The sequence below is a fragment of the Bacillus pfraonensis genome, assembly GCF_050768835.1.
GTDB lineage: Bacteria > Bacillota > Bacilli > Bacillales > Bacillaceae_G > Bacillus_A > Bacillus_A pfraonensis.
Window position 1 is genome coordinate 56,414 of record NZ_JAHCDO010000018.1, and the last position, 24,970, is coordinate 81,383.

Below are 24,970 nucleotides of genomic sequence, written 5' to 3' on the forward strand. Positions count from 1 at the left end.
AGTAAGGAGAGATTAACTATGAACAAAATTACTTTTAACAAATTTGACTTTATTGGACTAGCTAGCGGCTCTGCTCTTCTTACAGCTTTCATTTATGCTGCTACGCTTATTTAACTTTGTGTCCCCTTTCCCCTTTATATAGATAGTAATAGAAAAGACGACCGTCTATGCCCGGTCGTCTTTTCCTATTTGCTATTTTTTTTTAATGTTTCTGTTAGTTCTTCAAATGTTTCGTTCAATTGATCCGTCATCATTTTCATCGCTGTTTTTCGATCCACTGTCTCTCCCACTTCTACTTGAATTGGATCACCGAAAATCAATTGTGCCCTTTTTCCTTTCATTAATTCTTTTACACTTGATGGACCAACATAAGCTGCCGGTACTAAAGGAACATTAGAGCGCATTGCGATTGTAACAGCTCCTGCTTTCAATGAAACATCCTCAGTTGATCTCGTTCCACTTGGAAAAATCCCTACTACTTTACCGTCTTTTAATAAACGGGATGGAATCTTTAGCGTACTTGGCCCTGGATTTGCACGATCTACCGGAAAAGCATTTACATTATTAAAAAACCAATTTGTAAACTTACCTTCAAACAATTCTTTTTTCGCCATATAATGAATTTCTGTTGGATACATGCCTGTTGCTAACATTAATACATCCATAAAGCTTGTGTGTGTGCACGCAACAACATATGGTCCACCTTCAGGTAATTTTTCTCTTCCTTGAACCTCCACTTTCCCAAGCGTTTTAAATATATATTTCAACAAAAATGTAATTAATTTATACATTCGTTTCGTCCCTTTCTAAACATTCAAAGTTTAATCATATCTTTAAAACAATTATAACACTAACCCCTAGTAGTTGGTAATAAAATTAAGTATTAATTTTCAAAATTTAATTCTTACAAAATTGTAATCTTACTGTAAGCTAATTCAATAGTGACTTTCCTCTATATTTCGTACAATTAAGTCAGAAAGTAACAAGCAATCATTCGAAAAGGAGCGGATACACATGTTAAACAAAATGAAAACAAATAAATTTGTAAATACAATGGGCATGGTATTAACCGTTCTTGTCGATGCTAAAGCTGTTGCTACTTCATTAAACAAGTAAGGAGAGATTATGATGAACAACATTACTTTTAACAAATTAGATTTTATCGGACTAGCTAGTGGCTCTGCTCTTCTTACAGCTTTCATTTATGCTGCTACGCTTATTTAACTTTGTGTCCCCTTTCCCCTTTATATAGATAGTAATAGAAAGACGACCGTCTATGCCCGGTCGTCTTTCTTATGATGCTTTTCTTTCATGTAATTCTTTTAAAAGCTGTATCATTTCAGCTTGTTGTTTTATCTTCTTACGACCATTTCGATTAATCGCTGCCAGCTCACAGGCAATTCCTATCGCAAAGAAAAACAATAGACTCTCTAACATATAAAAAATCCTCCAACTACATTATCTATTAGACAGCTCGGCGCAACGGCTCCTCTTGTAAAATGTTCTTATTCTTGGTTTCTTCTTTACGCTGACATACGTTATTTCGAATAAGAGCTGTAATAACAAGTAATGTTCCTACTATATCAAAAGTTGTTATTTCATACCCTTGCATCATCACAATGACCAATGTAGTAATGGGTACAAAGTTAATAAATAAAATCCCATTAATAGATGATAAAATTTTCACACCGTAGTTCCAAGCAAGTAGCGCTACAATACCTGGTAATGTCATCATAAATAATAAATCATACTTGACGATAGAAATCGTTTCCACGCTCGGTACCGGCACATATCCTAACAGTGTAATGATCATCGTTATAACACCTGTTACAGCGGTACCAAATACACATGTCAATGTAGAATAACGAAGTGTCGACCAGCCACTAAATGATTGGCCACCCATTGTGTAGATTACCCATCCCACAACACCAATAAAAATAAATACTAACGAAAATAGATTATCTTTCAATGTAAGGAAGAAACTCATATCACCTTTTGTAATCACAAAAACAGCTCCAATAAAAGCAATAACCATACTTGTCATCATGTACTTCTTCGGCTTTATCTGCTTATATCCCCATAGAATACCAATTGAAATCATCGGCATAAGCGCCTCCATAATAGAAGCTACCATAACGCCAGGTTTCCCCATCAACATTTGTCCTAAAAAAACAAGTACATTATATACAGTAAACGCCATTGTTCCAAAGAAAACGAGTAACTTTCCTTTTCCTTCTAAACGAAATGCTTTCTTTCCTTCTTTCATTAACAATAATGCAATTAATACAATTGCTACCGCTCCATAACGAATGAACGAAAAATAAAATGGATCTATATATTCTAGCGCATGATCTGCAACTGGAAACATTGCTCCCCATGACATGCTTGCAATTAAACATGCCAGTGCACCTATTATCATTTGACCTTTTCTCACCGTAATCCCTCGCTTCTATGTAATTCTCGATGCATTGCACAATGAGAATTGTAAAAGAAAAAATATATCACGTAAAATGATTCAAAATGATGCTATCTATCACTTATAATGATATTTGACAACAAGGGGGAATGCGGAGTGGAACTACGAGATTTACTAATTTTCCAAAGTGTTGCCGATCACGGAAGTGTTAGCAATGCCGCAAAGGAATTAAATTATGTGCAGTCTAACGTGACAGCTCGTATTAAACAACTAGAAAATGAATTGAAAACACCGCTCTTTTATCGACATAAACGAGGCATGACATTAACTGCCGAAGGAAGAAAGATGCTCACTTACGTCAATAAAATTTTGCAGGATGTCGATGAACTGAAGCAGGTATTTTTAGATAGTAGTGTACCCTCTGGTATTTTAAAAATCGGCACAGTCGAAACAGTAAGCACATTACCTACCATCCTATCTTCTTACTACAAAAAGTACCCAAATGTTGATTTATCACTACAAGCAGGTTTAACAGAGGAACTCATTAAGGAAGTAATCGACCACCAATTAGATGGCGCTTTTATATCAGGACCTATCAAACATCCACTATTAGAACAATACGATGTTTGTACAGAACAACTTGTCCTTGTCACAAAAAATAAAGCTTTTCATATAGAGGAATTTATTACAACGCCACTTCTTGTCTTTAATCAAGGATGCGGATATCGTTCCAAACTAGAACGCTGGCTCAAAGATGAAGGCTTGCTTCCAAAAAGAATTATGGAATTCAACATACTAGAAACGATTTTAAATAGCGTTGCACTTGGTCTTGGAATTACACTCGTGCCACAATCCGCTGTTAGGCATCTTTCTACTACAGGAAAAGTTCACTGCCATCCGATTCCTGAAAAATACGGGAGCATTTCAACAGTCTTTATACGTCGTAAAGATACCTATCTGACCAACTCAATGCGGAGCTTTTTAAAGACAATTGAAGAGCACCATCATATCAATATGCTTTAAGAGATATTCTTACACGAATGTCTTTTTTTCTTACAAAAGTGTAATCCTCCCGTAAGCTAATTCGATAGTTACTCCTGCCCACATTTCATATAATTAAGGCAGAAACAAGGGCAACAACAATTCGAAAAGGAGCGGATACGCATGATGAACAAAATGAAAACAAACAAATTTGTAAATACAATGGGCATGGTGCTATCTGCCCTAATCGATGCAAAAGCGGTTGCTACAACTTTAAACAAATAAGGAGAGATAACTATGAACAACATTACTTTTAACAAATTTGACTTTATCGGACTTGCAAGCGGCTCTGCTCTTCTTACAGCATTTATTTACGCACTTGCCCAAGGTCTTGTCTTATAAAATTGTTTCCCCAAACCCCTTTATATAGAGAAAAACCTGCTTGTCTTATGGACAAGCAGGTTTTTCAATTTGTTTCATATATAATTTGACCTGTTTTACTTATATCGTACCCACCAATTGCTCGCAGTTCATTTTGAAATTCTGTCGATTGCAATATTTCTTTTACTGCTTCAATAAGTTGTTCGTTTTGTTTATTTTTTAAAATTACCAAGTCATATTGTTCTTTCATAAGCGGAATAAAATCTACATTCACAATTTGTGCTATCTTTTCTGCCCCTACGCCAACATCAGCTTTTCCGTTAGCAATCTGAGAGGCAACACCAAGATGATTAGACTCTTCCGCATCATAGCCTCGAATATTTTCTTTCGCTACATTTTGAATTCTCACCTGTTCATCTACTAGTACACGAATTCCTGATCCTTTTTCACGATTCACAAATTGAATCGATGAATGATTCAGGTCAGCCCACGTTTGTATTCCTTTTGGATTTCCTTTTTGTACATAAAACCCAACATTTCTCGCTAATAAGTTCATCACAATACATGGTTGTCCAACTAAAATCCGTTTTACATATGGAATGTTATATTCTCTTGTATCGCCATCAAACAAATGTAAACTAACGATACTTCCTTCTCCTTGAGACATTTTAATTAAACTCATTAAACTCCCCTGATAAGCCCGCAGCATACTAGAACCTGGTAAAAGTCTTTCAAGATGCTTCGCCAGCATATCTAATGTTAGCTCTTGTCCACTAATTACACAGGAAGATTCTCTATTCTTCTCCTCTAGTTTCCTTGAAGCAGTCTGCACTTTTCCCGTTTTCATTTGCTTAATATATTGTTCTAAGTCCACCGCATCAATGCGCATTTGTCTACCAACCCTGTAAGAAGGTAGTTCACCTTTTTTAATTAAATCATACACTGTTAACTTTGAGACTTTTAGTCGATTTGCTACCTCTTCCGTTGTGTAGGAATGATGATCCATAGACGATTCCTCACTTTCTCTTTTCATTGTAACAAAGAAAGAAAATTTCTCCTATTTTTTCAAAAAGTGATTTATTTCACATTATATTTAATTATATCTATTTATAATTAAATATAATTAGTTATAATTAAATAGGATATAAAGAAAGGGGATTATACGCATGAACAAATTCACATTACGGTACATTGGGGTACTTATGCTCTGTTTCCTTCTTGTTTTTAGCGTGGCATGTACGAACGAAACGAAGAAAGACCAAACAAACGCAAAAGAAGAAAAGACAGTTGAACTTACAATATCTGCAGCTGCCAGTTTACAAGATGCTTTCAAAGAAATTGAAAAACAATATAAACAAAAAGAACCAAATATAAAACTTTCCTTTAACTTTGGCGGTTCTGGTGCACTTCAGCAACAAATTGAACAAGGTGCTCCTGCTGATTTATTCTTCTCTGCAGCAGAAGATAAATTTCAAACGCTTGTCAAAAAAGGATTTATTAATGAAAAGGAGGGGAAAAACCTTCTTGGAAATGAACTCGTTTTAGTCGTTCCAAAAGAAAGCTCCATTAAAACATTTCAAGAATTGAAGGAAGAAAAAGTGAAGAAACTAGCAATTGGTACACCTGAATCTGTCCCAGCTGGAAAATATGCAAAAGCTTCTCTTACACATGAAAACTTATGGAACGACCTTCAAAACAAAATCGTATTAACAAAAGACGTCCGCCAAGTGTTAACATATGTAGAAACAGGTAATGTAGATGCTGGCATTGTATACAAAACAGATGCTCTTATTTCAGACAAAGTAAAAATTGCAAATGCAGCACCTGCTAATTCTCATGAACCGATTCATTATCCAGTAGGCATTATAAAAGAATCAAAGCATAAGAAAGAGGCGACTTCATTTTATGAATATTTACAGTCAAAAGATGCACAATCTATCTTTAAAAAATATGGATTTACAATCCTATCGTAACTATTATGACATTTGATACACTTTGGTCGCCTGTTTTTCTTTCCTTACGAGTAGCTGCACTTGCCACCATTATTGTTATGATTTTCGGCACAGTTATCGGACGAGTATTAGCTCGCTCCTCATGGCGTTATAAAGTGTTATTAGAAACTATTTTTCTGTTACCGATGGTACTTCCGCCAACTGTTATTGGGTTCTTTCTCATTATTATTTTTGGGAATAACAGCCCTGTTGGAAAGTGGATTGAATCATTATTTCAACAATCGATTATGTTTACATCGTGGGCTGCTGTCATCGCTTCAACAGTCGTTTCATTCCCACTGATGTATCAATCGGCAAAGACAGGATTTTCTATTGCAAACAAGCAAATTGAAGATGGTGCCCGCGATCTTGGAGCAAGTGAATATCAAGTCTTTTTACACGTCACACTACCACTTGCATTTCCTGCGCTATTTAGCGGAATGATTTTAAGCTTTGTACGCGCACTTGGTGAGTTTGGAGCAACACTTATGTTTGCTGGTAACATTCCGGGCAAAACCCAAACGATTCCAACGGCTATTTATATGGCAATTGATACAAGTAATATGAACCTTGCTTGGACACTCGTTATCATAACAGTCAGTATGTCACTCATATTTTTATTGTGCATTCAGCTGATCAATAAAAAAATTACTACTTCTTAAAGCAGCTTTCGACAAAAGCTGCTTTTTATTTCCCGAAAAATAAATTGTTTTGTAGAATAATGAAAGATTTATCTTACAAAAATGTAATCTTACTGTAAGATAATTCGATAGTTACTATTGAGCATATTTCATATAATTAAGTCATAAAGTAAAGCTGATGGAAATGAGGTTGTCCCCCCTCTTCCCATTCGTTAAAAAGAGCTAATTAACTTTATTTCCCCAACCCCCTTTATAAAAAGGCCTCAAATTGAGGTCTTTTTTATTTTGAAGAAGTGACAGAATCTTAGAATATATAAAAATATACATTCTATTTGAATTTACTTTCTAAAACAGGTACTTTCCTGTTATTATATGGAGGTGTTTGAAAAAATGAAGAAATGAAAACGCATTTATATCGTAAATTCTTCATCCTGTTTTAGCGATCGGTAATCTTCTACTTTCTCAGTGGGGAATTACCGATCGTTAGAACGAAATTTAATTATATTGATATAGAAAAATGAAGGGAGTCTTGTAATGGACATTTTATTAGCGCTTCTTCCTGCAATTGCATGGGGAAATATCTTATTAGTAAGCGTAAAAATGGGCGGTGGTGCATATAGCCAAACGGTAGGTATGACAATCGGTGCTCTATTCTTCGCAACAATTATGTATGTATTTACTCAACCTGCTTTAACAATGACAATCTTAATTGTTGGATTTATTTCAGGTTTATTCTGGGCTTTAGGACAAGTAAACCAATTAAAAACAGTTGAAAAACTAGGTGTTTCAACAACTGTAACGATTTCTACTGGTATGCAACTTGTTGCAACTTCTATCTTTGGCGTTATCGCTTTTCGTGAGTGGACTACTACTACTACGATTATTCTGGGAACGATTGCAATCCTTTTAATTGTAGTCGGTGTTGTCTTCACTTCATTAGATGATAAAGAAAATGCACAGCCACCAGGACAATTGAAAAAAGGACTTTTAACTTTAATTGTTTCTACATTCGGCTACCTTGTATATGTAATTATTATTCGTTGGTACAATATCGATGGTTGGTCTGCTATTTTACCGCAAGCAGTCGGTATGTTTGTTGGAGCAGTTGTATTGACATCTAAACATAAACCATTTAACAAATATGCAATTCGTAATGCTTTATCTGGCCTACTTTGGGGAACAGGTAACTTATTCTTACTTCTTTCTTTACCAAGAGTTGGAGTAGCAACAAGTTTCCCATTATCTCAAACTGGTATCGTTATCTCTACATTCGGTGCAATTGTCTTCTTAGGCGAAAAGAAAACAAAGCGTCAAATGGTATTTATTGCACTAGGTAGTGTTCTAATTATCGGCGGTGCTGTTTTACTTGGTATGACAAAAGCATAATTGCACAAGCTATAAATCAAACCCTCGAAGCATATCTGCTTCGAGGGTTTTCTATTAACTATTAAAATAGATTTCTAAGCGAATGATTCACGTAATCTCTTTTTTCATAGTTCGCTTTCCATTCTAATAGTCCATCTATACATAAAAATAAATTAATTAGAGCAAGAATTAACATCACATATAAACCTGTCGAAATGTATATGGCAATACTTACAACATTATATAAGATCCATAAATGCCAGTTCTCTAAAATCTTTCTACTAAGCATAAACTGAGCCACAAGTCCTAACACTGCATTTAAAGCATCTAAATACGGGTTTGTCGACTCTAAATAACGAATTTGATAATACCCCCATCCAATCCAAGCAACTAGAATCAAAATGATATAACCAATCCACCCTTTCAAATCTAAGCGAACGGTTGGTTTCACGTCTCCCTCTCCACTACGTGCAATCCAATAATACCAACCATATACATTAAATATGAATTGGAACGCTGCTAATATGGCCATTGCATATAACCCCTGTGTAATAAAAATGTATAGAAAAGATGCAACTGTAATCATCCCAAATAAAAAATTCCATACCTTTTCTCGAGCTAGTAACCAAACATTTATAATCCCCATAACAGATGCAAAAATTTCAATATAGCTCGACTGAATATACATACCTACTAGCATACAAATAATACTAGAGATAATTAAAAAAACTGGATGTCTAACCATAAGCCTCTCTCCCCAAATATTTTATGATTTCTCTACACACATTATAAAGAAAGCGCCTATTTATATCCATATTTTTCTAATTATCTTTTTTCTTATTATACAGTTACATTACATGTATTCCCTCATTGCTAATTTATATAAGTCATTTCTTTTTACAAAAATCTCTCAAAGATGTTATCGTTTTTTATAACATATTCTAGGTATGGAGGAATAAAGGATATGCCAAAGAAACATAGAATTTTATTTATTGGTGCCGGTCGTATGGCAGAAGCAATCTTTGCCGGACTTCTCAAAACAAGTAAAGAGCACATCGAAGAAATTGTTGTATCCAATCGAAGTAACATAGAAAAACTTAAGCAACTAGAGGAAAAATATGACATTTCAATTACAAATGATTGGAAAGAGCACATTAAAAATGCAGACACCATTGTTTTAGCCATGCCACCAGCTGCACATGAGCAATTATTAGCGGAGTTATCGCCTCTTCTAACCAATCAGTTTGTTGTAACAGTTGCTGCCGGAATTGGTCCATCTTATTTAGAAGAAAAACTCCCTCAAGGTACACCTGTTGCCTGGATTATGCCCAATACAGCTGCAACAATTGGGAAGTCTATTTCTCTATATACAATGGGACATTTCGTAAATAAAGAACATCAAGAAACACTGCAACTACTTTTAAAAGGGATTGGTACAGCACAGCTATGCACAGAAGAAGAGGTACATCAGCTTACCGCTGTAACTGGAAGTGCCCCAGCATTCCTTTACCACTTTACTGAAGGATTAATTGAAGCAACGAAAAGCTATGGAATCGATGAAGCAACCGCAAAACACCTCGTTATTCAAATGATTGCTGGCTCTGCTGCTATGCTTGAAGAAGAACAAGATCCAGCTATGCTTCGCGAACAAGTGACAACACCAGGTGGCTCAACTGCAGAAGGTTTGAAAATGCTATATGAGAATAATTTTTCAAATATAATTGCTCAAGCCATTGAAGCAACAAATAAAAAAGCTAGGGGGAATTAATATGACAGTAACAAGCTTACAAGATTGCACAACATTACATAACGGTGTAAAAATGCCTTGGTTTGGTTTAGGCGTTTTTAAAGTTGAAGATGGTACACAGGTAATTGATTCTGTAAAAACAGCTATTAAAAACGGATACCGCAGCATCGATACAGCTGCAGTGTATAAAAATGAAGATGGCGTTGGACAGGCAATTCGTGAATGTGGAGTTCCCCGTGAAGAATTATTCATCACATCAAAAGTATGGAACAGTGATCAAGGCTATGAATCAACATTACAAGCCTTCGAAACAACATTACAAAAATTAGGCTTGGAATACTTAGATCTATACTTAGTACACTGGCCTGTAAAAGGAAAATATACAGAGACATGGAAGGCATTAGAGAAACTTTATAAAGACGGCCGTGTTCGTGCTATCGGCGTTAGCAATTTCCAAATCCATCACTTACAAGATATTCTAGAAATCGCTGAAATTAAACCGATGATTAATCAAGTTGAATATCATCCACGCTTAACACAAGAAGAACTTCACTCTTTCTGTAGAGATCATACTATTCAACTAGAAGCTTGGTCACCATTAATGCAAGGTCAATTACTCGACCATCCAGTATTGCAAGAAATTTCTACAAAATATAACAAATCAACAGCACAAGTCATTTTACGCTGGGATTTACAAAATGAAGTTGTAACAATTCCTAAATCAATTAAAGAACACCGTATTATCGAAAATGCAAACATCTTTGATTTTGAATTGAGTGCAGATGATATGAAAGCAATTCAGTCATTAAATGAAAATCACCGCGTCGGTCCAGACCCTGACAATTTCGACTTTTAAAAAGAAGCGTCACTACAAATATTTGCAGTGACGCTTCTTTTAATTAAAAAACTGAAAATTTAAACTATATTTCATTTTATTGACAGTTCATTCACCTAGGTGTAATATTTTGAATAATCAAAGAAACAAAAAATTAATATAAATCATTATGTTTACTCATTGTATCAAGAGAGGTGGAGGGACTGGCCCTTTGAAACCTCGGCAACAGGTTCACTTTGAATACTGTGCCACTTCCTGCAAGCATTATGCTTGAAAGATAGAATGAGGGACTTCGTTTATATACAGGTACGTGCCTTGTAAACAAAACTCCCTCTTTCTCGATAAGAAAAGAGGGAGTTTTTCTTTCCCTCACAAATTGTTCATCAACTAATAACCAAACAATTTAGGGAGGAATTTTACATGAAAAAGAAATTTGTACCTGCTGTCGCATCTGTTTTAGGAGCAAGTCTTTTATTAACAGGTTGCGGTAGCTATAAAGACGAAGCAAGTGAAGCAAAAGCAAAGGATAAAGCCCCTGATAAACAAGTATTGAACTTGGCCACTGGTACAGAAATCCGTACAATGGATACTGCTCGCGCCACAGATACTGACTCTGGCCAAGTAATGAGAAACGTATTTGAAGGTTTATATAACCTCGGTGAAGGAAACAAGCCTGTTCCTGGTGTAGCAAAGTCTCATGCGGTTAATCCTGATAAAACAAAATATACGTTCCATTTACGAGATTCAAAATGGTCAAACGGTACTCCTGTGACAGCAAAAGATTTTGTCTTTGCTTGGCAACGTGCCGTTGATCCAGCGACTGCTTCTGAATACGCATTTCTATTCTTTGATATAAAAAATGCGAAAAAGATTAATAATAAAGAACTTCCGGCTGACCAGCTCGGTGTAAAAGCAATCGATGACCACACCTTTGAAGTTGAATTAGAGCGCCCTGTTCCCTACTTTATTAGTTTAACGGCATTTCCAACATTCTTACCAATTAATGAAGCATTCTTCAAATCACAAGGTGATAAATATGCTTTAGAAGATAACACGATTCTTTATAATGGTGCCTTTACATTAAGTGATTGGAAACATGAACAAAGCTTTAAGTTCAAGAAGAATACCAACTATTGGGATAAGGATAATGTGAAACTTGAAGAAATTAATTTTAATGTCGTCAAGGATCATTCAACAGCTGTTAATTTATATGAATCAAAACAAATTGATCGACTTACTTTAACATCTGATCTTGTTGATAAATATCGCAAAGATAGTAACTTTAAAGAACGACCAGATGTCGGGGTACAATTTGTACGTATGAACCAGAAAAATAAAACGTTACAAAATATAAATGTTCGTCAAGCAATCGATAAATCGATAGATAAGAAAGCATTTGTAAATGTGCTTTTAAATGATGGCTCTCTACCCTCCTATTCTCTAGTGCCAAAAAATTTCGCCAAAGGGCCAAATGGAAAAGACTTCCGTGAAGAGAATGGTAATTTAACAAAAGAAAACACAAAAGAAGCGCAACAGTTTTGGAAACAAGCAAAACAAGAATTAGGATCTGACAAAATTTCAATTGAATTATTAACAAGTGATGGCGATCTACCTAGAAAAACAGGTGAATATTTAAAAGAACAACTAGAGAAAAATTTAGAAGGATTAACAGTAAATGTTAAGCCTCAACCACGTAAACAACAAGTCACATTATTACTACAAGGAAATTATGAGATTGCTATTGACGGATGGAGCCCGGATTTTGCCGATCCAATTACATTCTTAGAGTTATTTACAACTGATAACTCATACAACTTAGATCACTATTCTAACAAAGAATTTGATAATCTAATCCAAAAAGTTAAAACCGACTTAGCTGGTGATGAAAAAGCACGTTGGGAAGCTTTAAAACAAGCAGAAAAAATCTTATTTAAAGATGCCGTTATCTCTCCTCTTTATCAAAATGGAACAACATACTTAGAGCGTTCTTATGTCAAAGGCGTAGTTGAAGTTGATTTTGCAGGGCCACTTAACTTCAAATGGGCGAAAGTTGAGAAGTAAACAGCCCGTGTAAAATGTCATTTTCATAAAAAGAAAAAGGAATCCTTCAACAGGACTCCTTTTTCTTTATGCTTCTTTTATTACATGTCTCTTTCTTTTTACTATTACTGATATCCCTACAGCAACTAGCGATACCATTTGAGTAATAATAATTATAAATAATAGAAAGATAACATTCTCTTTTAAGTTTCCGCCACCAAATACTATTGCGAAATAACCCTTTGCGGCATATGTTGCGGGAAATAATTCACCGATTGTTTGATATGTTTTTGATAACATAGCATACGGTACCATCACACCAGAACTTACAAGTTGTAAAGAAAGCGAAATAATATTAAAGAGCATGCCTGCATTTCCAAATAAGGTAATAAACATTTGTGTTAATGATAGGAAGGAAAAGAAGACAATTGCTTGGAATATCCATACATTCCATACCGTTTCTTGCACTTCAAGTTGAAATGCTTTCATTAAACCAATTGTAATGCATGCAAGTAGGATTGATACTGTGCCATTAATCACTTGTCGTGATAGGTAACTATCCCAGTTTCCCCCTACCTGTTTTGCCACTTTAGATAGTTCCATACTCATAATCATCGCTCCTACAAATGAAGCTAACACGATCATAAGCGGTACCATATTTACAGAAAATCCTTTTGCATCATTTACCTTGTGAATCGTAAATCCAACCGAATCTTCAGCTAATCCTTTTATCACTTCTACACTGCCCGGCCCCATAGCAAGTAGTTTCCCGGCAACTACTTGCTGCTTATAATTTGAGACCTCTTTATTTACATTATCACGAACTTGTTTCGCGACTCCTTCCATCATTTGTTTTGCCATCATAGAGTTTGCTTGGTTAATATGAAAATTTAAATTTGTTTTTCCTTTTTCACTTATATCCTTTGAAAAAGAAGCTGGTATTTCAATAATCATATTGTATGCACGCTTATCCATTTCTTCTTTTGCTTTTTCCATAGACTTCTCTTTCGTTACTTGAAAAGGTAAATTTTTCTGTAATCCTTCTCCTATTTTGCTTCCCATATTCATATCTTGGTTCACAATAGCAATTTGCATTTGATCGGCTCTTTCATTTACTCCATCATAAGCTGTAAGCCAAACACAAAAGAAAATAAGCTGAAACGCTAATGCTACCACAATTCCCACATACGTACCTGGTGTCTTTAAAAATTGTTTCAATGTATTCATTCTTCCGCCTCCAGCAAGCAAGTACATACTTGCATTTCATTTTAAATAAATACTAGGGTCTTAATGCCCTAGCATATAAAGTTATATTATTCTCAATAAAGTTCTCATCATTCATTTCCATAAGTCGATTTTCAAAACGCAATTTGGATAGAAAGTAACCAAAATTAATCCATATAAAATTCATTACTTGAGCTTCAATATTTGTATCAATAATTTTTCCTTTTTGCTGCATTTGTGCAAAATACATCATTAATTCTTCTTTTAAGCCTTTTGGTATTTTGGCAATTTCATCATCTAATTCAGGAAACACGCCTGTTTCACGTATACCAATAGAAATGATGTCTTTTGCTTCATTCAAGAAGTTATGATAATGTCTTGCTAAATTCTTTAAATCTGTTTCTAATTCCCACACAATTTCTGTTTGTAAAAACCGTTGTAAATGCGGCAAATATGAAAATTCATAAACGGCTGCTTCAATGACGCCCTTTTTGTTTTTAAAATTACGAAAGATCGTTACTTCATTAACACCAGCACGCATTGCAATTTCTTTTGTTGTTGCTGCCTTATATCCTTTTTCTTTCACTAATTCAATTGCTGCTTGAATAATTTTGTCTGCCGTCTTTGAGCGCGCCATACAATCCTCTCTTTCTAATGCAAGTGATCACTTACATTTAGATTATATAAGTTTCTAATTATTGTCAATCTAATTTTTGTAAATTACTACGAACGATACTCGTATAAACAGCCCAAAAACTGAAATACAGTTAATATAACACTAAATAAAAGCACAACTAGCATACTCATGTGTAAAGATGGATAAAAAATAGTAATTGCTCCCCAAACACTTATACTAAAATAGACAAATTGAACAATGACTCCTGTTGGTTTCAACCATATCCTTGTCTTATGTTTTGTGATTTTCACTAAAAAACCGATAATTGAAAATAAAGTTAATGCAAGAAATGCTAGCCATCTTCCATAAGTAATATCATAAGGTTCAATTTGACTTGGAAATATAAAATGTATGATACGAAATAATAGAATCCCAATGCCGATACAGATTATTAATGCGAGAAAGCATTCTATACTAGCCTTTAATAGAGAAGATAAAATTGGTTTTCTTTTCCCTATTACTTCTATCATTTCACTCAGTACACCCACTACAAATAACGCACAAAACCATATAAAGAAATAAAGAGGTGTTTCTAATTTCAATAATTCCGATATTGAATAGAATACCATTTTCCACATGTGTTCTTTCTCACCTTTTCTTATTCTTCTATATCTTCAAACTGTAAATTCGTAGGTTCTTCAGAAAGAGTCTCATAAAAATTTTCTGCTAGATCTGTCGAAGGCACCTTTTCATCAACTTCATCTAATCGAAAACTATCAGCCCATATACATCCTTCTCCTGATAATAAAACGCCAAATGCAATACCAAGCGCTTCTTCTTTTATATCTAAAACAACTGAATATGGTTGCCAATTTGTTGTATTTTTAATGGGGCGATTTTGCATATTATCCATTGCTAATGGTTCTGTATCTTTTCCATCTACACGCATCCACAGCCCTGCCCAATCTTTTACATTCTCACTTTTAATAAAAGCCGTTAGACGCAAACGCTTCCCTCTATATTTGTCCGCTTTAAACATTTGCATCAACATTGTAAACCCGCCATGTGTAACACCTTCTTTCGCTTGTATATAAGCTGATGCTCTTCCTTGATGAACAGTCTCATAATCTAATCCCATTTCGTATTCTGTAGGGTGACTTCCGCTTAATACCCATCCATTTGGTAATCCTTTTTGCATTGAAGTTCCCTCCCTTTCTATATAAAACGATTGAAAATATGTACGATATCTTTTGGGTGGCAAATGAAACATACGTTTAAATGCCCTTGTAAATGCTTCTTGTGAAGAGAAACCATATTGGATTGCAATATCAAGAACTGGCCTTTCTGTCATTACTAATGTTTGTGCCGCATGTGTTAACCTTCTTTTTCGAACATATTCCATAATGCTGATTCCAAGGTGACGTTGAAATATACGATGGAAATGGTACATGGATACTGCACAATAAGAAGCTACTCTTTCTGTCGTTAACTCTTCCTCTAAATGTTCTTCAATATAAATAATTGCTTTTTTTATCGCATCTCTATATTTTTCATACACTATGGTACCTCCTTACACTTCCAATTTACCATATAAAACCAAAATTTTTTTGATTTAAATTGCGAAGTATCCTCCATAGCACAAAGAAAATAATTTATTTCAAACACATACATAATTACATAAAAATGGGAAAAACTTATGTAGAAGGAAAGACACAATAAGGAGGAATATATAATGAGAATTCTACTTTCAATTCTTTTAACTCTTATGCTTGTGCCCGTAATGACAGCGTGTAACGCAAATAATCAGGACAATACAGCAACTGATAACAAGAAAACAACTGAAGAAACAAAGCAGGAAGCAACGCAAGATTTAAAGCTTAATTTTAATGAATTCAGTTTAGATACTGACTATCAAGATACGAAAAAAGATTATGAAGCAGACTACAAAAATAAAGCAAATGAAAAACAGATGGAAGCTAAAATTGAAGATCACAAAACAGATGCAAAGTTAACAGGTGATGAAGCTGTCACAAAACTAGGCCCTCTTCTTCAAAAATTAAAATTTGATAAGGATACTCCAGATCAAGAAGTAATTGATCAAGTGGTAGACGTATTCCAACTTGATAAAGACTACCAAAAATTTGATTTAGAAGTTGTTTTCTCAGATGGAACGAAGAAAGAGTATAAGAAGGAAGTAAAATAAAGAAGTAGGCGGTTGCCTACTTCTTTATTTTGCTTATTTTTTTCGCATGTCGTAAACTTGGTTCAGAAACAATCATGTACTCTAAACCAGATATCAAAAGGAGATTTACGATGGATCCTTTACTTATGGCTGTTATAGGATTACCGTTAACAATTTTCATATTAGTCATTATCGGCTTCTATAAATTATTTGTGAAAAAGAAAAATATAACCTCTTTCTATACCCCATTCGACAATATTACCGGTCAAACAATTTCAGAATTTCATGAGGAACAGAAGGTTTTAGTAGCTGAAGACGAAGACGGGGATGGGAAGAAGAAAAAATAACAGAAGAAACATAGTGAAATACCGTTAATCTTTGGGTGTAAAATGGCCAATGAAATTTTATCAGCGGTTTTTCAAATATATCGACCATTTCTCACAATATATCGGCGATTCGACAAGGGATATCGATCAACCGACAAAGAATGACAAAAAACAAGAGTCTTCCGGTTCTTATTTTCCAACATTCTAAAAAAATAACCTTGCTTACGCAAGGTTATTTTTGAAATTCTTTTTGAAAACGTTTATAGTACGTTGAAGCTGTTGAAAAGTGGACTTCGATATCACGAATTAATGATGAGTCTTCCTCTTTCGCTAATTTCTCTAACTTTTTTATTGCTTGTTCTGTTTCATCTAAGAAGCCAATATATAGCTTATGTTCTTGTTCTTTTGATTCCGGAACACGAATTTCTTTGCGAACATGATCAATATCTTCTAGCATACTTGTTGTTACTTTTTGTACATCTTCTTTAAACTTTGGGTGAACTAATGCTTTCCCGCCTTTTTCTTTTGCTTCTTCCCATAACTTCAGAGATTCATTTAACTCTTTATTCATTTTCTCATCATATTTCTTATGTACATCACGATATGCTTTCATATCTTCTGACTGAGCAGTTGACTGCTCTACTTTTTCTTTTGATTCTTTTACATCCTTGTTTCCATTACATCCTGCTAGAAGGAGCATACTTCCAAGCAAGGCAATACCCCATACTTTCTTCATCTCTTACTCTCCTTTTATCTACGTTTACTACTTATCTCCACTTGCTATTATAACGAGAACCATTCAAACTTTGCACTTATGATCCTACTTTTATACACATATCACCATTTTTGTCACAGTATCGTCACTTTATACGACCAGGATCTCCATAACTCCTTCCCCACATCTTATACAAATGTAAGCACACATAAAAAGCTGATCCAAAACAAATTTTGAATCAGCCCTTTTTCAGCATTCTTTATGCATTTATATTTTGCTTTTCTTGAAGTACTAGCTGCTTTTCACTACGCTTTACCATAAAGATATAACATAAAACTGCGCCCACTTCGCAAAGAGCAATCACAATACCCATAGGAAGTGCAGTGTTACTACCGCCAATCCCTACTAAAGGTGCAACAAGTGCTCCAGAAATAAATTGTAACAATCCAAGTAAAGCTGAAGCTGTTCCCGCAGCTTGTTTTTGATTTCTCATCGCGAGTGAAAACCCTGTTGTCGATACAACTCCAACACTTGATACGACAAGGAATAATGAGCATAAAACACCAATTAATCCGATTCCTAGTACAATCGTGAGAAATAAGGAAAGCCCACCAACAGCAGCAATTCCAATCCCTGTTACAAATAATGTTTTCTCACTCAGCTTCCCTGCTAAACGCCCGGTAATTTGGCTGGCAATAATAATACCAATACCATTGATAGCAAAGAATAAACTAAATGCTTGTGGTGTTGCTCCGTATATATTCTGCAGCACAAACGGTGATCCCGAAATATAAGCAAACATCGCCGCTGACACTAAACCTTGGGACAAAGCATATCCCATAAATAAACGATCTTTTAATAACTTTCCATATGTTGATAATGTTCCTGTCAGGCCGCCTGTTTCCCTCTCTTCAAGAGATAATGTCTCACGCAATACAAAAGTAGCGGATACTAACATAAAGACACTTATTGCTCCAAGAACGATAAAGACTCCGCGCCATGATGTAAACTGCAATAACTGCCCTCCAATAATCGGCGCTAAAATCGGTGCTGCTCCGTTTACTAACATAAGCAGTGAGAAAAACTTCGTCATCTCAGACCCTGAGTACATATCACGTACCATCGCACGCGATATAACAATCCCAGCTGAACCTGAAGCTCCTTGTAAGAAACGTAAAAGAACTAAACTCCAAATAGATGGTGCAACAGCGCAAAGCAAAGAAGAGGCAACATAAATAATAAGAGCAATAATTAAAGGTTTGCGCCGTCCATAAATATCACTAATTGACCCAACAAATAATTGTCCAACTGAAAGTCCTAGTAAACAAGCTGTTAAAGTAAGTTGAGCGAGAGAAGCATTCGTTTGTAAATCATCCGTTAATTTTGGTAACGAAGGTAAATACATATCAATGGACAATGGTCCAATTGCTGTAAGTGTCCCTAATACAAGAATCATCCATAACCTGTTTACTTTTACAGGTTTATATACATCGTGATTAACTTCATTCACTTCCATCATTCATCCTTTCTAATATAAACTCCGAATTGTAACAATTATAGTTACAACATTAAATATACGTCAAGTATATCGTATTTTCCTAAGTAACGAAAAGAAAAAAGCGATAGAATCTCTATCGCTTTACTTTCTCAAGTTGCCATTTGTAAATTTAGATACAGAAGACATCGTTTCCCCTGTGTCTAAATATGTGATCTGAATTGGATCTCCCACTTCTGTAAACATAGCATACGGAAAGTCTTTTGCTGAAATCATAAATACTTTTTGCTCATTTTCTAGCAGTACAAATACAATTGTGTTTTCACCTAATTTTTCTTTATAGACGCGTTGTACAACGCCTTCTTTTTCTGCTTCTTTTCCACTAGAAGTTGGACGGAAGGGATCGCCATTTCCTGTTAACACACTTTTATATTTCTCAAGCGCTTCTTTTTGCGTTGAACCTGTCGCAAATACCTTGGCATTCGAAGCATAGATTACGGTATGAGCACGTACTAACCCTCCGTCATCAATCACAGGCACAATCCAAGACGGTTTGCCGTATACATTATAAATGACAGGCATTGTTCCATGCCATTTCTCTCTCTTAAAGGAATTATCCACCACTTCTGTAGCAGCTGAACCATCCATAATCCCTTTTACTTCTTTTCCATTATAGTAATAAAGCTTTCCAGTACGTGCATCCACTAAGGAGTAACCTAAAGCGGAATCGATACCTTCTTTTGGAGAAGTAAAATCTGTAAAGTAATACAATTTGCCGTCCTTCCCAAATATCGGTGTAACCCCTTCCTTCGTTCCCCATTCAGTTGGAATCTTTACATCACTTTGAGAAAATTTCGTGTTCCAAAAACCATGTATGAACTTACCGAAATACGTATTTAACGTTGATGCTGTTTCATGATTTAGAACGCCATCAATAAACTTAGGTGCTTGCTCTTTATCATATCTTTTCAAATCACCTGTTTGTGCATCCACAACTACAACGCCTTTTACTTCAAATCCAGATCGAACTGAAATAAATTCACCATATGTCATCGTATAGTACGGTTTTCCTTTATCATCCACTTCAAATTTCGGTTTCCCTTTGAAGATAAGGTTTGGTTCTGCCTTTCGAACAACACGTTCCAATTTATTACCGAAAAGCATACTTGGTACATATTTCATTTTATAACCGAGGTGTAATTTCGCTTCCGCATCAGGATTTGTACCTGACATCGTCACATAACCTGGAATTGTTTCAGCCTTACGCGCCTTAAATAATCCAGAAACTTCAATTGGAGCTACATATAATGCTTCTCCCTTCACCATTTGCGGTGTAAGCTCCCCTAATTCAAAATACGCGACTTTTGGAATATCCCCAAATACCTTTTTCATCTTATTTTCTGCCGTTTTCGGAGGAACAGTAAACGGTTGTTCATTTTCAGTAAATGGCTCTGAAATATCCTTTTCTACTTTCACAACAGAATCATATTTATTTTGCGAGATTACCATATCATGCAAGTAACCAAAATAGCCGTAAGATACAAGTAAAGCAAGCATCGCTATTGCTTTTAACTTCACTTCTAATCTTCCTTTTTTCTCTTGAGAAACGAGGCCTACTCCAATTAATACTGCAATTACAACTGAATAATGCGTAAGAATCGAGTCCACACGGTTATCGATTAACCAGAAATATTCATAGATTGCAATACCAATCCAAAGCAGGAGCGGAATAACTAAAATCGGTACTTTCTTTTTCTTTATAGCTTTCTCAATCGGTGCTTTCTTTTTTTTTATAGCTTTCCCAATCGGTGCCTTCTTTTTCTTTACAACTTTCTCAGATTCTTCTTTATCCACTGTACGAAGTGCCTTACCACTCCTTGTCCATGGAATCAAAAACAACGTGAGAATAGCTAAAACTAAAAATTTAATCAAAGGCAATATCTCCTTTTATTGTGTTTTATATTTCATCATACCGAATAAGGTTTAATGAGGTGAAAATGGGAAAACGAAACATTTTTATGATAAGATTAGAAATGGATACCTGAAAAGAAAGGAGTAATCATGGAAACAAATACAGCATTAAACGATGATCTTACCAAAAAACCGTCTATATTCAGCATGATCACTTCACCTACACTACAATTCCAAAGGATGCGTACACAAAAGCCCATTCTCCTACCATTATTCATTATTTTACTTTTAACAATTATTACGAGCGCTCTTATCTCATATGTCACACTAAATAATCCTGCAATAAAACAAATGAATAGTAATTCTACTTTTCAAACCCCTACTCATATTACTTTCTTAACTACTTTCGGCTTTGCTGCAGTTAGCGGCATTATATCCATGTTTTGCGCTCCTATCCTCTATAAAAACATCATGATCTTTTTTGGAGTCGACACAACTTATAAAGAATTACTTTGCGTTACGCTCTATTCCGTATTCATTATGAAACTCGGTATATTAGTAAATGGGACTATCGCTGTTTTACTAGGAGATTATCAAATTTCCTATACGAGTTTAGCCCCCTTACTAACCGACAACCTCATCTTACATACTATGGCACAAAGAGTAGATATGTTCGCCATTTGGTACTATATCGTTTTAGGTATTGGGTTATATATTGTAACGGGATTACATAGAAAGAAAGTTACGGTACTTGTGATTTTGTTATTTATCATTACAACTGCTTTAATGAGTATAGGTGGGATTATGCAGGGGATTACACAGATGCATTAACCTAAAATATTAACAATAAGGATCGTAAAACCCACTCTTTTTAAGAATAGGTTTTACGATCCTCTTTTTCATCCACATATTTTATAATTTTCCTCGTGCCCAATCTACAATTCTTTTTATATCTTCAGGTTTCGTCCACCAATTAAATATGCAATCATTGTTCCGATTGGGCCAGCTTGATTAATCGTGTATCCCGAACTTAGAAAAAGCCCCGTCCCATTAATGGGGTTCACTTTAACCAGTTCAGCGCTCTTCAACGAAAGCGCCCGATAGTTGAAGAATGAAATTAAAATTTTCCCCTAGGTGATCCGTTCTCAAATTCAAATTTAGCTGCCTGTGCAAAATTTAGACCCTTAGCGAACCACGAAAGCCCCTGGCAGCATAATAGGATTCTGCTCCATTGTGATAAACGAAAACGTGCCCGAAGCGGCAATCGCAAAAAAGGGCACCGCCAAGTTCTCTAATATCAGAGGGCGTTTGTACCCAACTCGAAGTTTTCATATCGAAATTCCCAAGTTTTTGCAACGCCCGATATTGTTCTTCCGTTAATAGTTCAATGCCCATGGCAGTTGCCATATCAATAGCATTATTTTCTGGTTTATGTTTTTTTCTTGATTCTAGCCCTTCACGATCATAACAAAGGCTTCTGCGACCTTTAGGACTTTCCGCTGAACAATCATAAAAAATATATTCATCCTTCTCTTCATCATGACCAACAACATCCGGTTCACCGCCAGTTACTTCCATTTCGTTGAGCGACCACATTTTTTCAGTATTAGCATCCAGCTTTGCTTGGACTTTAGTCCATTCAAGACTTTTATGACGGTTCATGTTTTTCTCAAAACGGACTTTCAATGCTCTGATTAATTCTTCACGCTTTTCTACTGGCAACTCATTTCTATTCTCTGGCATATTTGTCTCCTCCTTTAAGTATATGTTTTATAATAAATCGTCTAAATAATTATGTGAACTCAGTTTACAATAAATTATATAATTTATTAAATCTATTTTTCAACAGTCTGACCATTTAACGAAATAACTTATTGTCACTCAACAGTTCCTTAATCGATCTTTCAATTCCAGATGTTCTTTTTCTTTTCGACATAAAAATACCCCTTTAGATAATCATATCTAAAGGGGTAAAACGGTGCAACTTTATTTCAAATCTACATAAACTAGTTACTCTACCAATCTCCTACTCAACAGTAACAGACTTAGCTAAGTTACGTGGCTTATCAACATCACACTCACGGTGAAGCGCTGCGTAGTATGAGATAAGTTGTAATGGAATAACTGCTACAAGCGGTGCTAATGCTTCGTGTACAGCTGGTAGTACGAAGCTATCACCTTCCATTTCTAAGCCTTTCATTGAGATGATACATGGGTTTGCTCCGCGTGCTACTACTTCTTTCACGTTGCCGCGAATTCCAAGGTTCACGTGCTCTTGCGTAGCAAGTGCGATAACTGGTGTACCTTTTTCGATTAGCGCGATTGTACCATGTTTTAATTCTCCACCAGCAAATCCCTCTGCTTGGATGTAAGAGATTTCTTTTAGCTTTAACGCACCCTCTAAACCTACGTAGAAGTCTACGCTACGTCCGATAAAGAAACAGTTGCGAGTTGTTGCTAAAAATTGTTTTGCTAGTGCATCCATTTCTTCTTTTTGATCACAAAGTACTACCATTGCATTCGCTACAAGACCTAATTCGTGTGTTAAGTCAAAATCAAGAACTTCACCTTTTGCTTTTGCAATGTCAGCTGCTAAGATTGAAAGCACTGCAAGCTGAGCTGTGTAAGCTTTTGTAGAAGCAACTGCAATTTCTGGTCCTGCATATAAAGGTAATGTGTAATCTGCTTCACGAGAAAGCGTAGAACCTGGTACGTTTGTAATTGTTAATGCTTTATGACCCATTTCATTTGTCTGTACAAGTACTGCACGGCTATCTGCAGTTTCACCACTTTGTGAAATGTAAATGAAGAATGGTCTTTCTGTTAATAATGGCATATTGTAAGAGAATTCACTTGCTACGTGTACTTCTACAGGTACTTTTGCAAACTTCTCAATGAATTGCTTTCCAACAAGTCCTGCATGATAACTTGTTCCACATGCAATAATATAAATACGATCGCTATCTAAAATCGCATTACGAATGTCTGCATCTAATTCAATTTCGCCATTTTCATTTTGATATTTTTGAATGATATTACGGATTACAAGTGGTTGCTCATCAATTTCTTTTAGCATGAAATGAGGATACGTTCCTTTTTCAATATCACTTGCATCTAATTCCGCTGTAAAAGGTGCACGCTCGATTGTTTCACCTTGTAAGTTTTTAATTGTAATACTTTCTTGTGTTACGATTACCATTTCTTTATCCATTAACTCGATAAATTGATCTGTAACTTGTAACATCGCCATTGCGTCGCTCGCAACAACATTAAAGTTGTCACCAACACCTACTAATAGCGGGCTTTTGTTTTTAGCAACATAAATCATGTTTGGATTTTCAGCATCAAGTAATCCAATTGCATAAGAACCATGTAAAATGGATAACGTTTTACGGAATGCGTCTTCTACACTTAGTCCCGTGCTTACTTGCTGTTCCATAAGCTGCACGATAACTTCTGTATCAGTTTCACTTACAAACGTTACATCTTGAAGATATTCTTTTTTCACTAATTCATAGTTTTCAATTACACCATTATGAACTAGCGTAAAGCGTTTTGATGTACTTTGATGCGGATGTGCGTTTACTCTACTTGGAACACCATGTGTAGCCCAGCGTGTGTGACCGATTCCCACGCTTGCCGCTACGCTCTCGTCTACGATTTCACGAAGTTTTGCAATACGGCCCTTTTCTTTATATACAACAACACCGTTCTCTGCTTGTACTGCAATACCCGCTGAATCATATCCGCGGTACTCTAGCTTTTCTAAACCTTTTAATAAAATTTCCTTTGCATCCTGATCTCCAATAAATCCTACGATTCCACACATGTTTAGTCGCCGTTACAAATGCTTACATTGCTCTGCGAACATGTAACGACATAGTCCGATCCCATTATTTACATATAAAAAACGGATTACATATTGCTAGCCCTGCAAATCTGTAACGGCTTTCACCTTCCTCTCGATTGGTTTCAGTCCGTATATACTTATACAGCTAGTATTGATCCGTTCCTTTTCTCTCATCACACCTTTACCTTTGTCCACCGAGTCACCCCTGTGATTTAAGTAAAAGCTTTCGGTTGTGATGAACAACCGGGAGTCAT

The 24,970-nt window shown here is 35.5% G+C and carries 28 protein-coding genes, 2 pseudogenes and 1 riboswitch; of the genes and pseudogenes, 14 read left to right on the forward strand and 16 right to left on the reverse strand.

The window, feature by feature from the left end:
• Positions 1 to 18: 18 nt before the first annotated feature.
• Complete coding sequence (locus tag KFD70_RS18270; RefSeq protein ID WP_336453765.1) at positions 19 to 114, forward strand: DUF3948 family protein; 96 nt, start codon at positions 19 to 21, stop codon at positions 112 to 114.
• A 71-nt stretch (positions 115 to 185) separates the two neighbouring features.
• Here the strand turns inward: KFD70_RS18270 and KFD70_RS18275 are convergent, their stop codons facing one another.
• Entirely contained in the window at positions 186 to 791 is a 606-nt protein-coding gene (locus tag KFD70_RS18275) for a lysophospholipid acyltransferase family protein (RefSeq protein ID WP_336453766.1), read from the reverse strand.
• Positions 792 to 1,128: 337 nt separating this feature from the next.
• Between KFD70_RS18275 and KFD70_RS18280 the strand changes: the two genes are divergently transcribed.
• On the forward strand, positions 1,129 to 1,224 hold the full coding sequence (locus KFD70_RS18280) for a DUF3948 family protein (protein ID WP_336453767.1): 96 nt from the start codon (positions 1,129 to 1,131) through the stop codon (positions 1,222 to 1,224).
• Positions 1,225 to 1,293: 69 nt separating this feature from the next.
• Here KFD70_RS18280 and KFD70_RS18285 read toward each other — a convergent pair whose 3' ends face one another.
• Entirely contained in the window at positions 1,294 to 1,437 is a 144-nt protein-coding gene (locus KFD70_RS18285; protein ID WP_241817479.1) for a YrzO family protein, read from the reverse strand.
• Positions 1,438 to 1,465: 28 nt separating this feature from the next.
• Positions 1,466 to 2,434: a DMT family transporter gene (locus KFD70_RS18290; protein ID WP_336453768.1), complete on the reverse strand. Its 969-nt coding sequence runs from the start codon at positions 2,432 to 2,434 to the stop codon at positions 1,466 to 1,468.
• A gap of 138 nt (positions 2,435 to 2,572) precedes the next feature.
• Here KFD70_RS18290 and KFD70_RS18295 point away from each other — a divergent pair, with 138 nt between their 5' ends.
• Together KFD70_RS18295 and KFD70_RS18300 are read left to right on the forward strand one after the other, a co-directional pair.
• Positions 2,573 to 3,439: a LysR family transcriptional regulator gene (locus KFD70_RS18295; RefSeq protein ID WP_336453769.1), complete on the forward strand. Its 867-nt coding sequence runs from the start codon at positions 2,573 to 2,575 to the stop codon at positions 3,437 to 3,439.
• A 255-nt stretch (positions 3,440 to 3,694) separates the two neighbouring features.
• On the forward strand, positions 3,695 to 3,799 hold the full coding sequence (locus KFD70_RS18300; protein WP_174102597.1) for a DUF3948 family protein: 105 nt from the start codon (positions 3,695 to 3,697) through the stop codon (positions 3,797 to 3,799).
• Positions 3,800 to 3,863: 64 nt separating this feature from the next.
• Here the strand turns inward: KFD70_RS18300 and KFD70_RS18305 are convergent, their stop codons facing one another.
• Positions 3,864 to 4,811, reverse strand: a complete 948-nt coding sequence (locus tag KFD70_RS18305; protein WP_336453770.1) for a helix-turn-helix transcriptional regulator — start codon at positions 4,809 to 4,811, stop codon at positions 3,864 to 3,866.
• Positions 4,812 to 4,944: 133 nt separating this feature from the next.
• Between KFD70_RS18305 and modA the strand changes: the two genes are divergently transcribed.
• From modA to KFD70_RS18320, 3 genes are all read left to right on the forward strand, one after another.
• Positions 4,945 to 5,751 (forward strand): molybdate ABC transporter substrate-binding protein, encoded by an 807-nt coding sequence (gene modA / locus KFD70_RS18310; protein ID WP_336453771.1) that lies wholly within the window; start codon positions 4,945 to 4,947, stop codon positions 5,749 to 5,751.
• A 5-nt stretch (positions 5,752 to 5,756) separates the two neighbouring features.
• Positions 5,757 to 6,431 carry a molybdate ABC transporter permease subunit gene (gene modB, locus KFD70_RS18315; protein ID WP_336453772.1) on the forward strand — a complete coding sequence of 225 codons (675 nt, stop codon included), beginning with the start codon at positions 5,757 to 5,759 and terminating at the stop codon, positions 6,429 to 6,431.
• A 513-nt stretch (positions 6,432 to 6,944) separates the two neighbouring features.
• Entirely contained in the window at positions 6,945 to 7,796 is an 852-nt protein-coding gene (locus tag KFD70_RS18320) for a GRP family sugar transporter (protein ID WP_241817486.1), read from the forward strand.
• Between the two features lie 61 nt (positions 7,797 to 7,857).
• Here KFD70_RS18320 and pnuC read toward each other — a convergent pair whose 3' ends face one another.
• Positions 7,858 to 8,520, reverse strand: coding sequence for a nicotinamide riboside transporter PnuC (gene pnuC, locus KFD70_RS18325; protein ID WP_336453773.1), 663 nt, complete (start codon positions 8,518 to 8,520; stop codon positions 7,858 to 7,860).
• 219 nt (positions 8,521 to 8,739) lie between these two features.
• Between pnuC and proC the strand changes: the two genes are divergently transcribed.
• The 3 genes from proC to KFD70_RS18340 all read left to right on the forward strand — a co-directional run bounded on the left by proC (position 8,740) and on the right by KFD70_RS18340 (position 12,418).
• Positions 8,740 to 9,543, forward strand: a complete 804-nt coding sequence (proC, locus tag KFD70_RS18330) for a pyrroline-5-carboxylate reductase (protein ID WP_336453774.1) — start codon at positions 8,740 to 8,742, stop codon at positions 9,541 to 9,543.
• 1 nt (position 9,544) lies between these two features.
• Entirely contained in the window at positions 9,545 to 10,378 is an 834-nt protein-coding gene (locus KFD70_RS18335; RefSeq protein WP_336453775.1) for an aldo/keto reductase, read from the forward strand.
• Between the two features lie 158 nt (positions 10,379 to 10,536).
• Positions 10,537 to 10,641, forward strand: a riboswitch (SAM riboswitch).
• 136 nt (positions 10,642 to 10,777) lie between these two features.
• Entirely contained in the window at positions 10,778 to 12,418 is a 1,641-nt protein-coding gene (locus KFD70_RS18340) for a peptide ABC transporter substrate-binding protein (protein ID WP_336453776.1), read from the forward strand.
• A 66-nt stretch (positions 12,419 to 12,484) separates the two neighbouring features.
• Here KFD70_RS18340 and KFD70_RS18345 read toward each other — a convergent pair whose 3' ends face one another.
• The 4 genes from KFD70_RS18345 to KFD70_RS18360 form a co-directional block, all read right to left on the reverse strand.
• Positions 12,485 to 13,624, reverse strand: coding sequence for a YhgE/Pip domain-containing protein (locus tag KFD70_RS18345; RefSeq protein WP_336453777.1), 1,140 nt, complete (start codon positions 13,622 to 13,624; stop codon positions 12,485 to 12,487).
• A 52-nt stretch (positions 13,625 to 13,676) separates the two neighbouring features.
• A complete protein-coding gene (locus tag KFD70_RS18350; RefSeq protein WP_336453778.1) occupies positions 13,677 to 14,258 on the reverse strand; it encodes a TetR/AcrR family transcriptional regulator in 582 nt (193 codons plus the stop codon).
• 86 nt (positions 14,259 to 14,344) lie between these two features.
• Entirely contained in the window at positions 14,345 to 14,875 is a 531-nt protein-coding gene (locus tag KFD70_RS18355; protein WP_336453779.1) for a DUF5823 family protein, read from the reverse strand.
• Positions 14,876 to 14,895: 20 nt separating this feature from the next.
• Entirely contained in the window at positions 14,896 to 15,795 is a 900-nt protein-coding gene (locus KFD70_RS18360; RefSeq protein WP_336453780.1) for a helix-turn-helix transcriptional regulator, read from the reverse strand.
• Between the two features lie 174 nt (positions 15,796 to 15,969).
• Between KFD70_RS18360 and KFD70_RS18365 the strand changes: the two genes are divergently transcribed.
• The 3 genes from KFD70_RS18365 to KFD70_RS18375 all read left to right on the forward strand — a co-directional run bounded on the left by KFD70_RS18365 (position 15,970) and on the right by KFD70_RS18375 (position 16,953).
• Positions 15,970 to 16,440: a YusW family protein gene (locus KFD70_RS18365; RefSeq protein ID WP_336453781.1), complete on the forward strand. Its 471-nt coding sequence runs from the start codon at positions 15,970 to 15,972 to the stop codon at positions 16,438 to 16,440.
• A gap of 110 nt (positions 16,441 to 16,550) precedes the next feature.
• Positions 16,551 to 16,766 (forward strand): DUF3951 domain-containing protein, encoded by a 216-nt coding sequence (locus tag KFD70_RS18370; protein ID WP_336453782.1) that lies wholly within the window; start codon positions 16,551 to 16,553, stop codon positions 16,764 to 16,766.
• A gap of 49 nt (positions 16,767 to 16,815) precedes the next feature.
• The gene (locus tag KFD70_RS18375) at positions 16,816 to 16,953 is read left to right on the forward strand and encodes a hypothetical protein (protein ID WP_336453783.1); all 138 of its coding nucleotides are present in this window, start codon (positions 16,816 to 16,818) and stop codon (positions 16,951 to 16,953) included.
• A 24-nt stretch (positions 16,954 to 16,977) separates the two neighbouring features.
• Here the strand turns inward: KFD70_RS18375 and KFD70_RS18380 are convergent, their stop codons facing one another.
• The 3 genes from KFD70_RS18380 to KFD70_RS18390 form a co-directional block, all read right to left on the reverse strand.
• Entirely contained in the window at positions 16,978 to 17,481 is a 504-nt protein-coding gene (locus tag KFD70_RS18380) for a hypothetical protein (protein WP_336453784.1), read from the reverse strand.
• Between the two features lie 238 nt (positions 17,482 to 17,719).
• On the reverse strand, positions 17,720 to 18,979 hold the full coding sequence (locus KFD70_RS18385) for a multidrug effflux MFS transporter (protein ID WP_431613270.1): 1,260 nt from the start codon (positions 18,977 to 18,979) through the stop codon (positions 17,720 to 17,722).
• 120 nt (positions 18,980 to 19,099) lie between these two features.
• On the reverse strand, positions 19,100 to 20,884 hold the full coding sequence (locus KFD70_RS18390; RefSeq protein WP_336453796.1) for a DUF3981 domain-containing protein: 1,785 nt from the start codon (positions 20,882 to 20,884) through the stop codon (positions 19,100 to 19,102).
• A gap of 132 nt (positions 20,885 to 21,016) precedes the next feature.
• Between KFD70_RS18390 and yknW the strand changes: the two genes are divergently transcribed.
• Complete coding sequence (yknW, locus tag KFD70_RS18395; protein WP_336453786.1) at positions 21,017 to 21,697, forward strand: YknW family membrane protein; 681 nt, start codon at positions 21,017 to 21,019, stop codon at positions 21,695 to 21,697.
• A gap of 134 nt (positions 21,698 to 21,831) precedes the next feature.
• Here yknW and KFD70_RS18400 read toward each other — a convergent pair.
• The 4 genes and pseudogenes from KFD70_RS18400 to KFD70_RS18415 all read right to left on the reverse strand — a co-directional run.
• Positions 21,832 to 21,954: pseudogene (locus KFD70_RS18400) on the reverse strand (hypothetical protein); the annotation flags it as partial.
• An 88-nt stretch (positions 21,955 to 22,042) separates the two neighbouring features.
• Positions 22,043 to 22,609, reverse strand: coding sequence for a DUF4256 domain-containing protein (locus KFD70_RS18405; RefSeq protein ID WP_336453787.1), 567 nt, complete (start codon positions 22,607 to 22,609; stop codon positions 22,043 to 22,045).
• Between the two features lie 283 nt (positions 22,610 to 22,892).
• Positions 22,893 to 24,695 carry a glutamine--fructose-6-phosphate transaminase (isomerizing) gene (gene glmS / locus KFD70_RS18410; RefSeq protein WP_336453788.1) on the reverse strand — a complete coding sequence of 601 codons (1,803 nt, stop codon included), beginning with the start codon at positions 24,693 to 24,695 and terminating at the stop codon, positions 22,893 to 22,895.
• Positions 24,696 to 24,707: 12 nt separating this feature from the next.
• Positions 24,708 to 24,890, reverse strand: a pseudogene (locus tag KFD70_RS18415) (hypothetical protein).
• Positions 24,891 to 24,970: the final 80 nt, after the last annotated feature.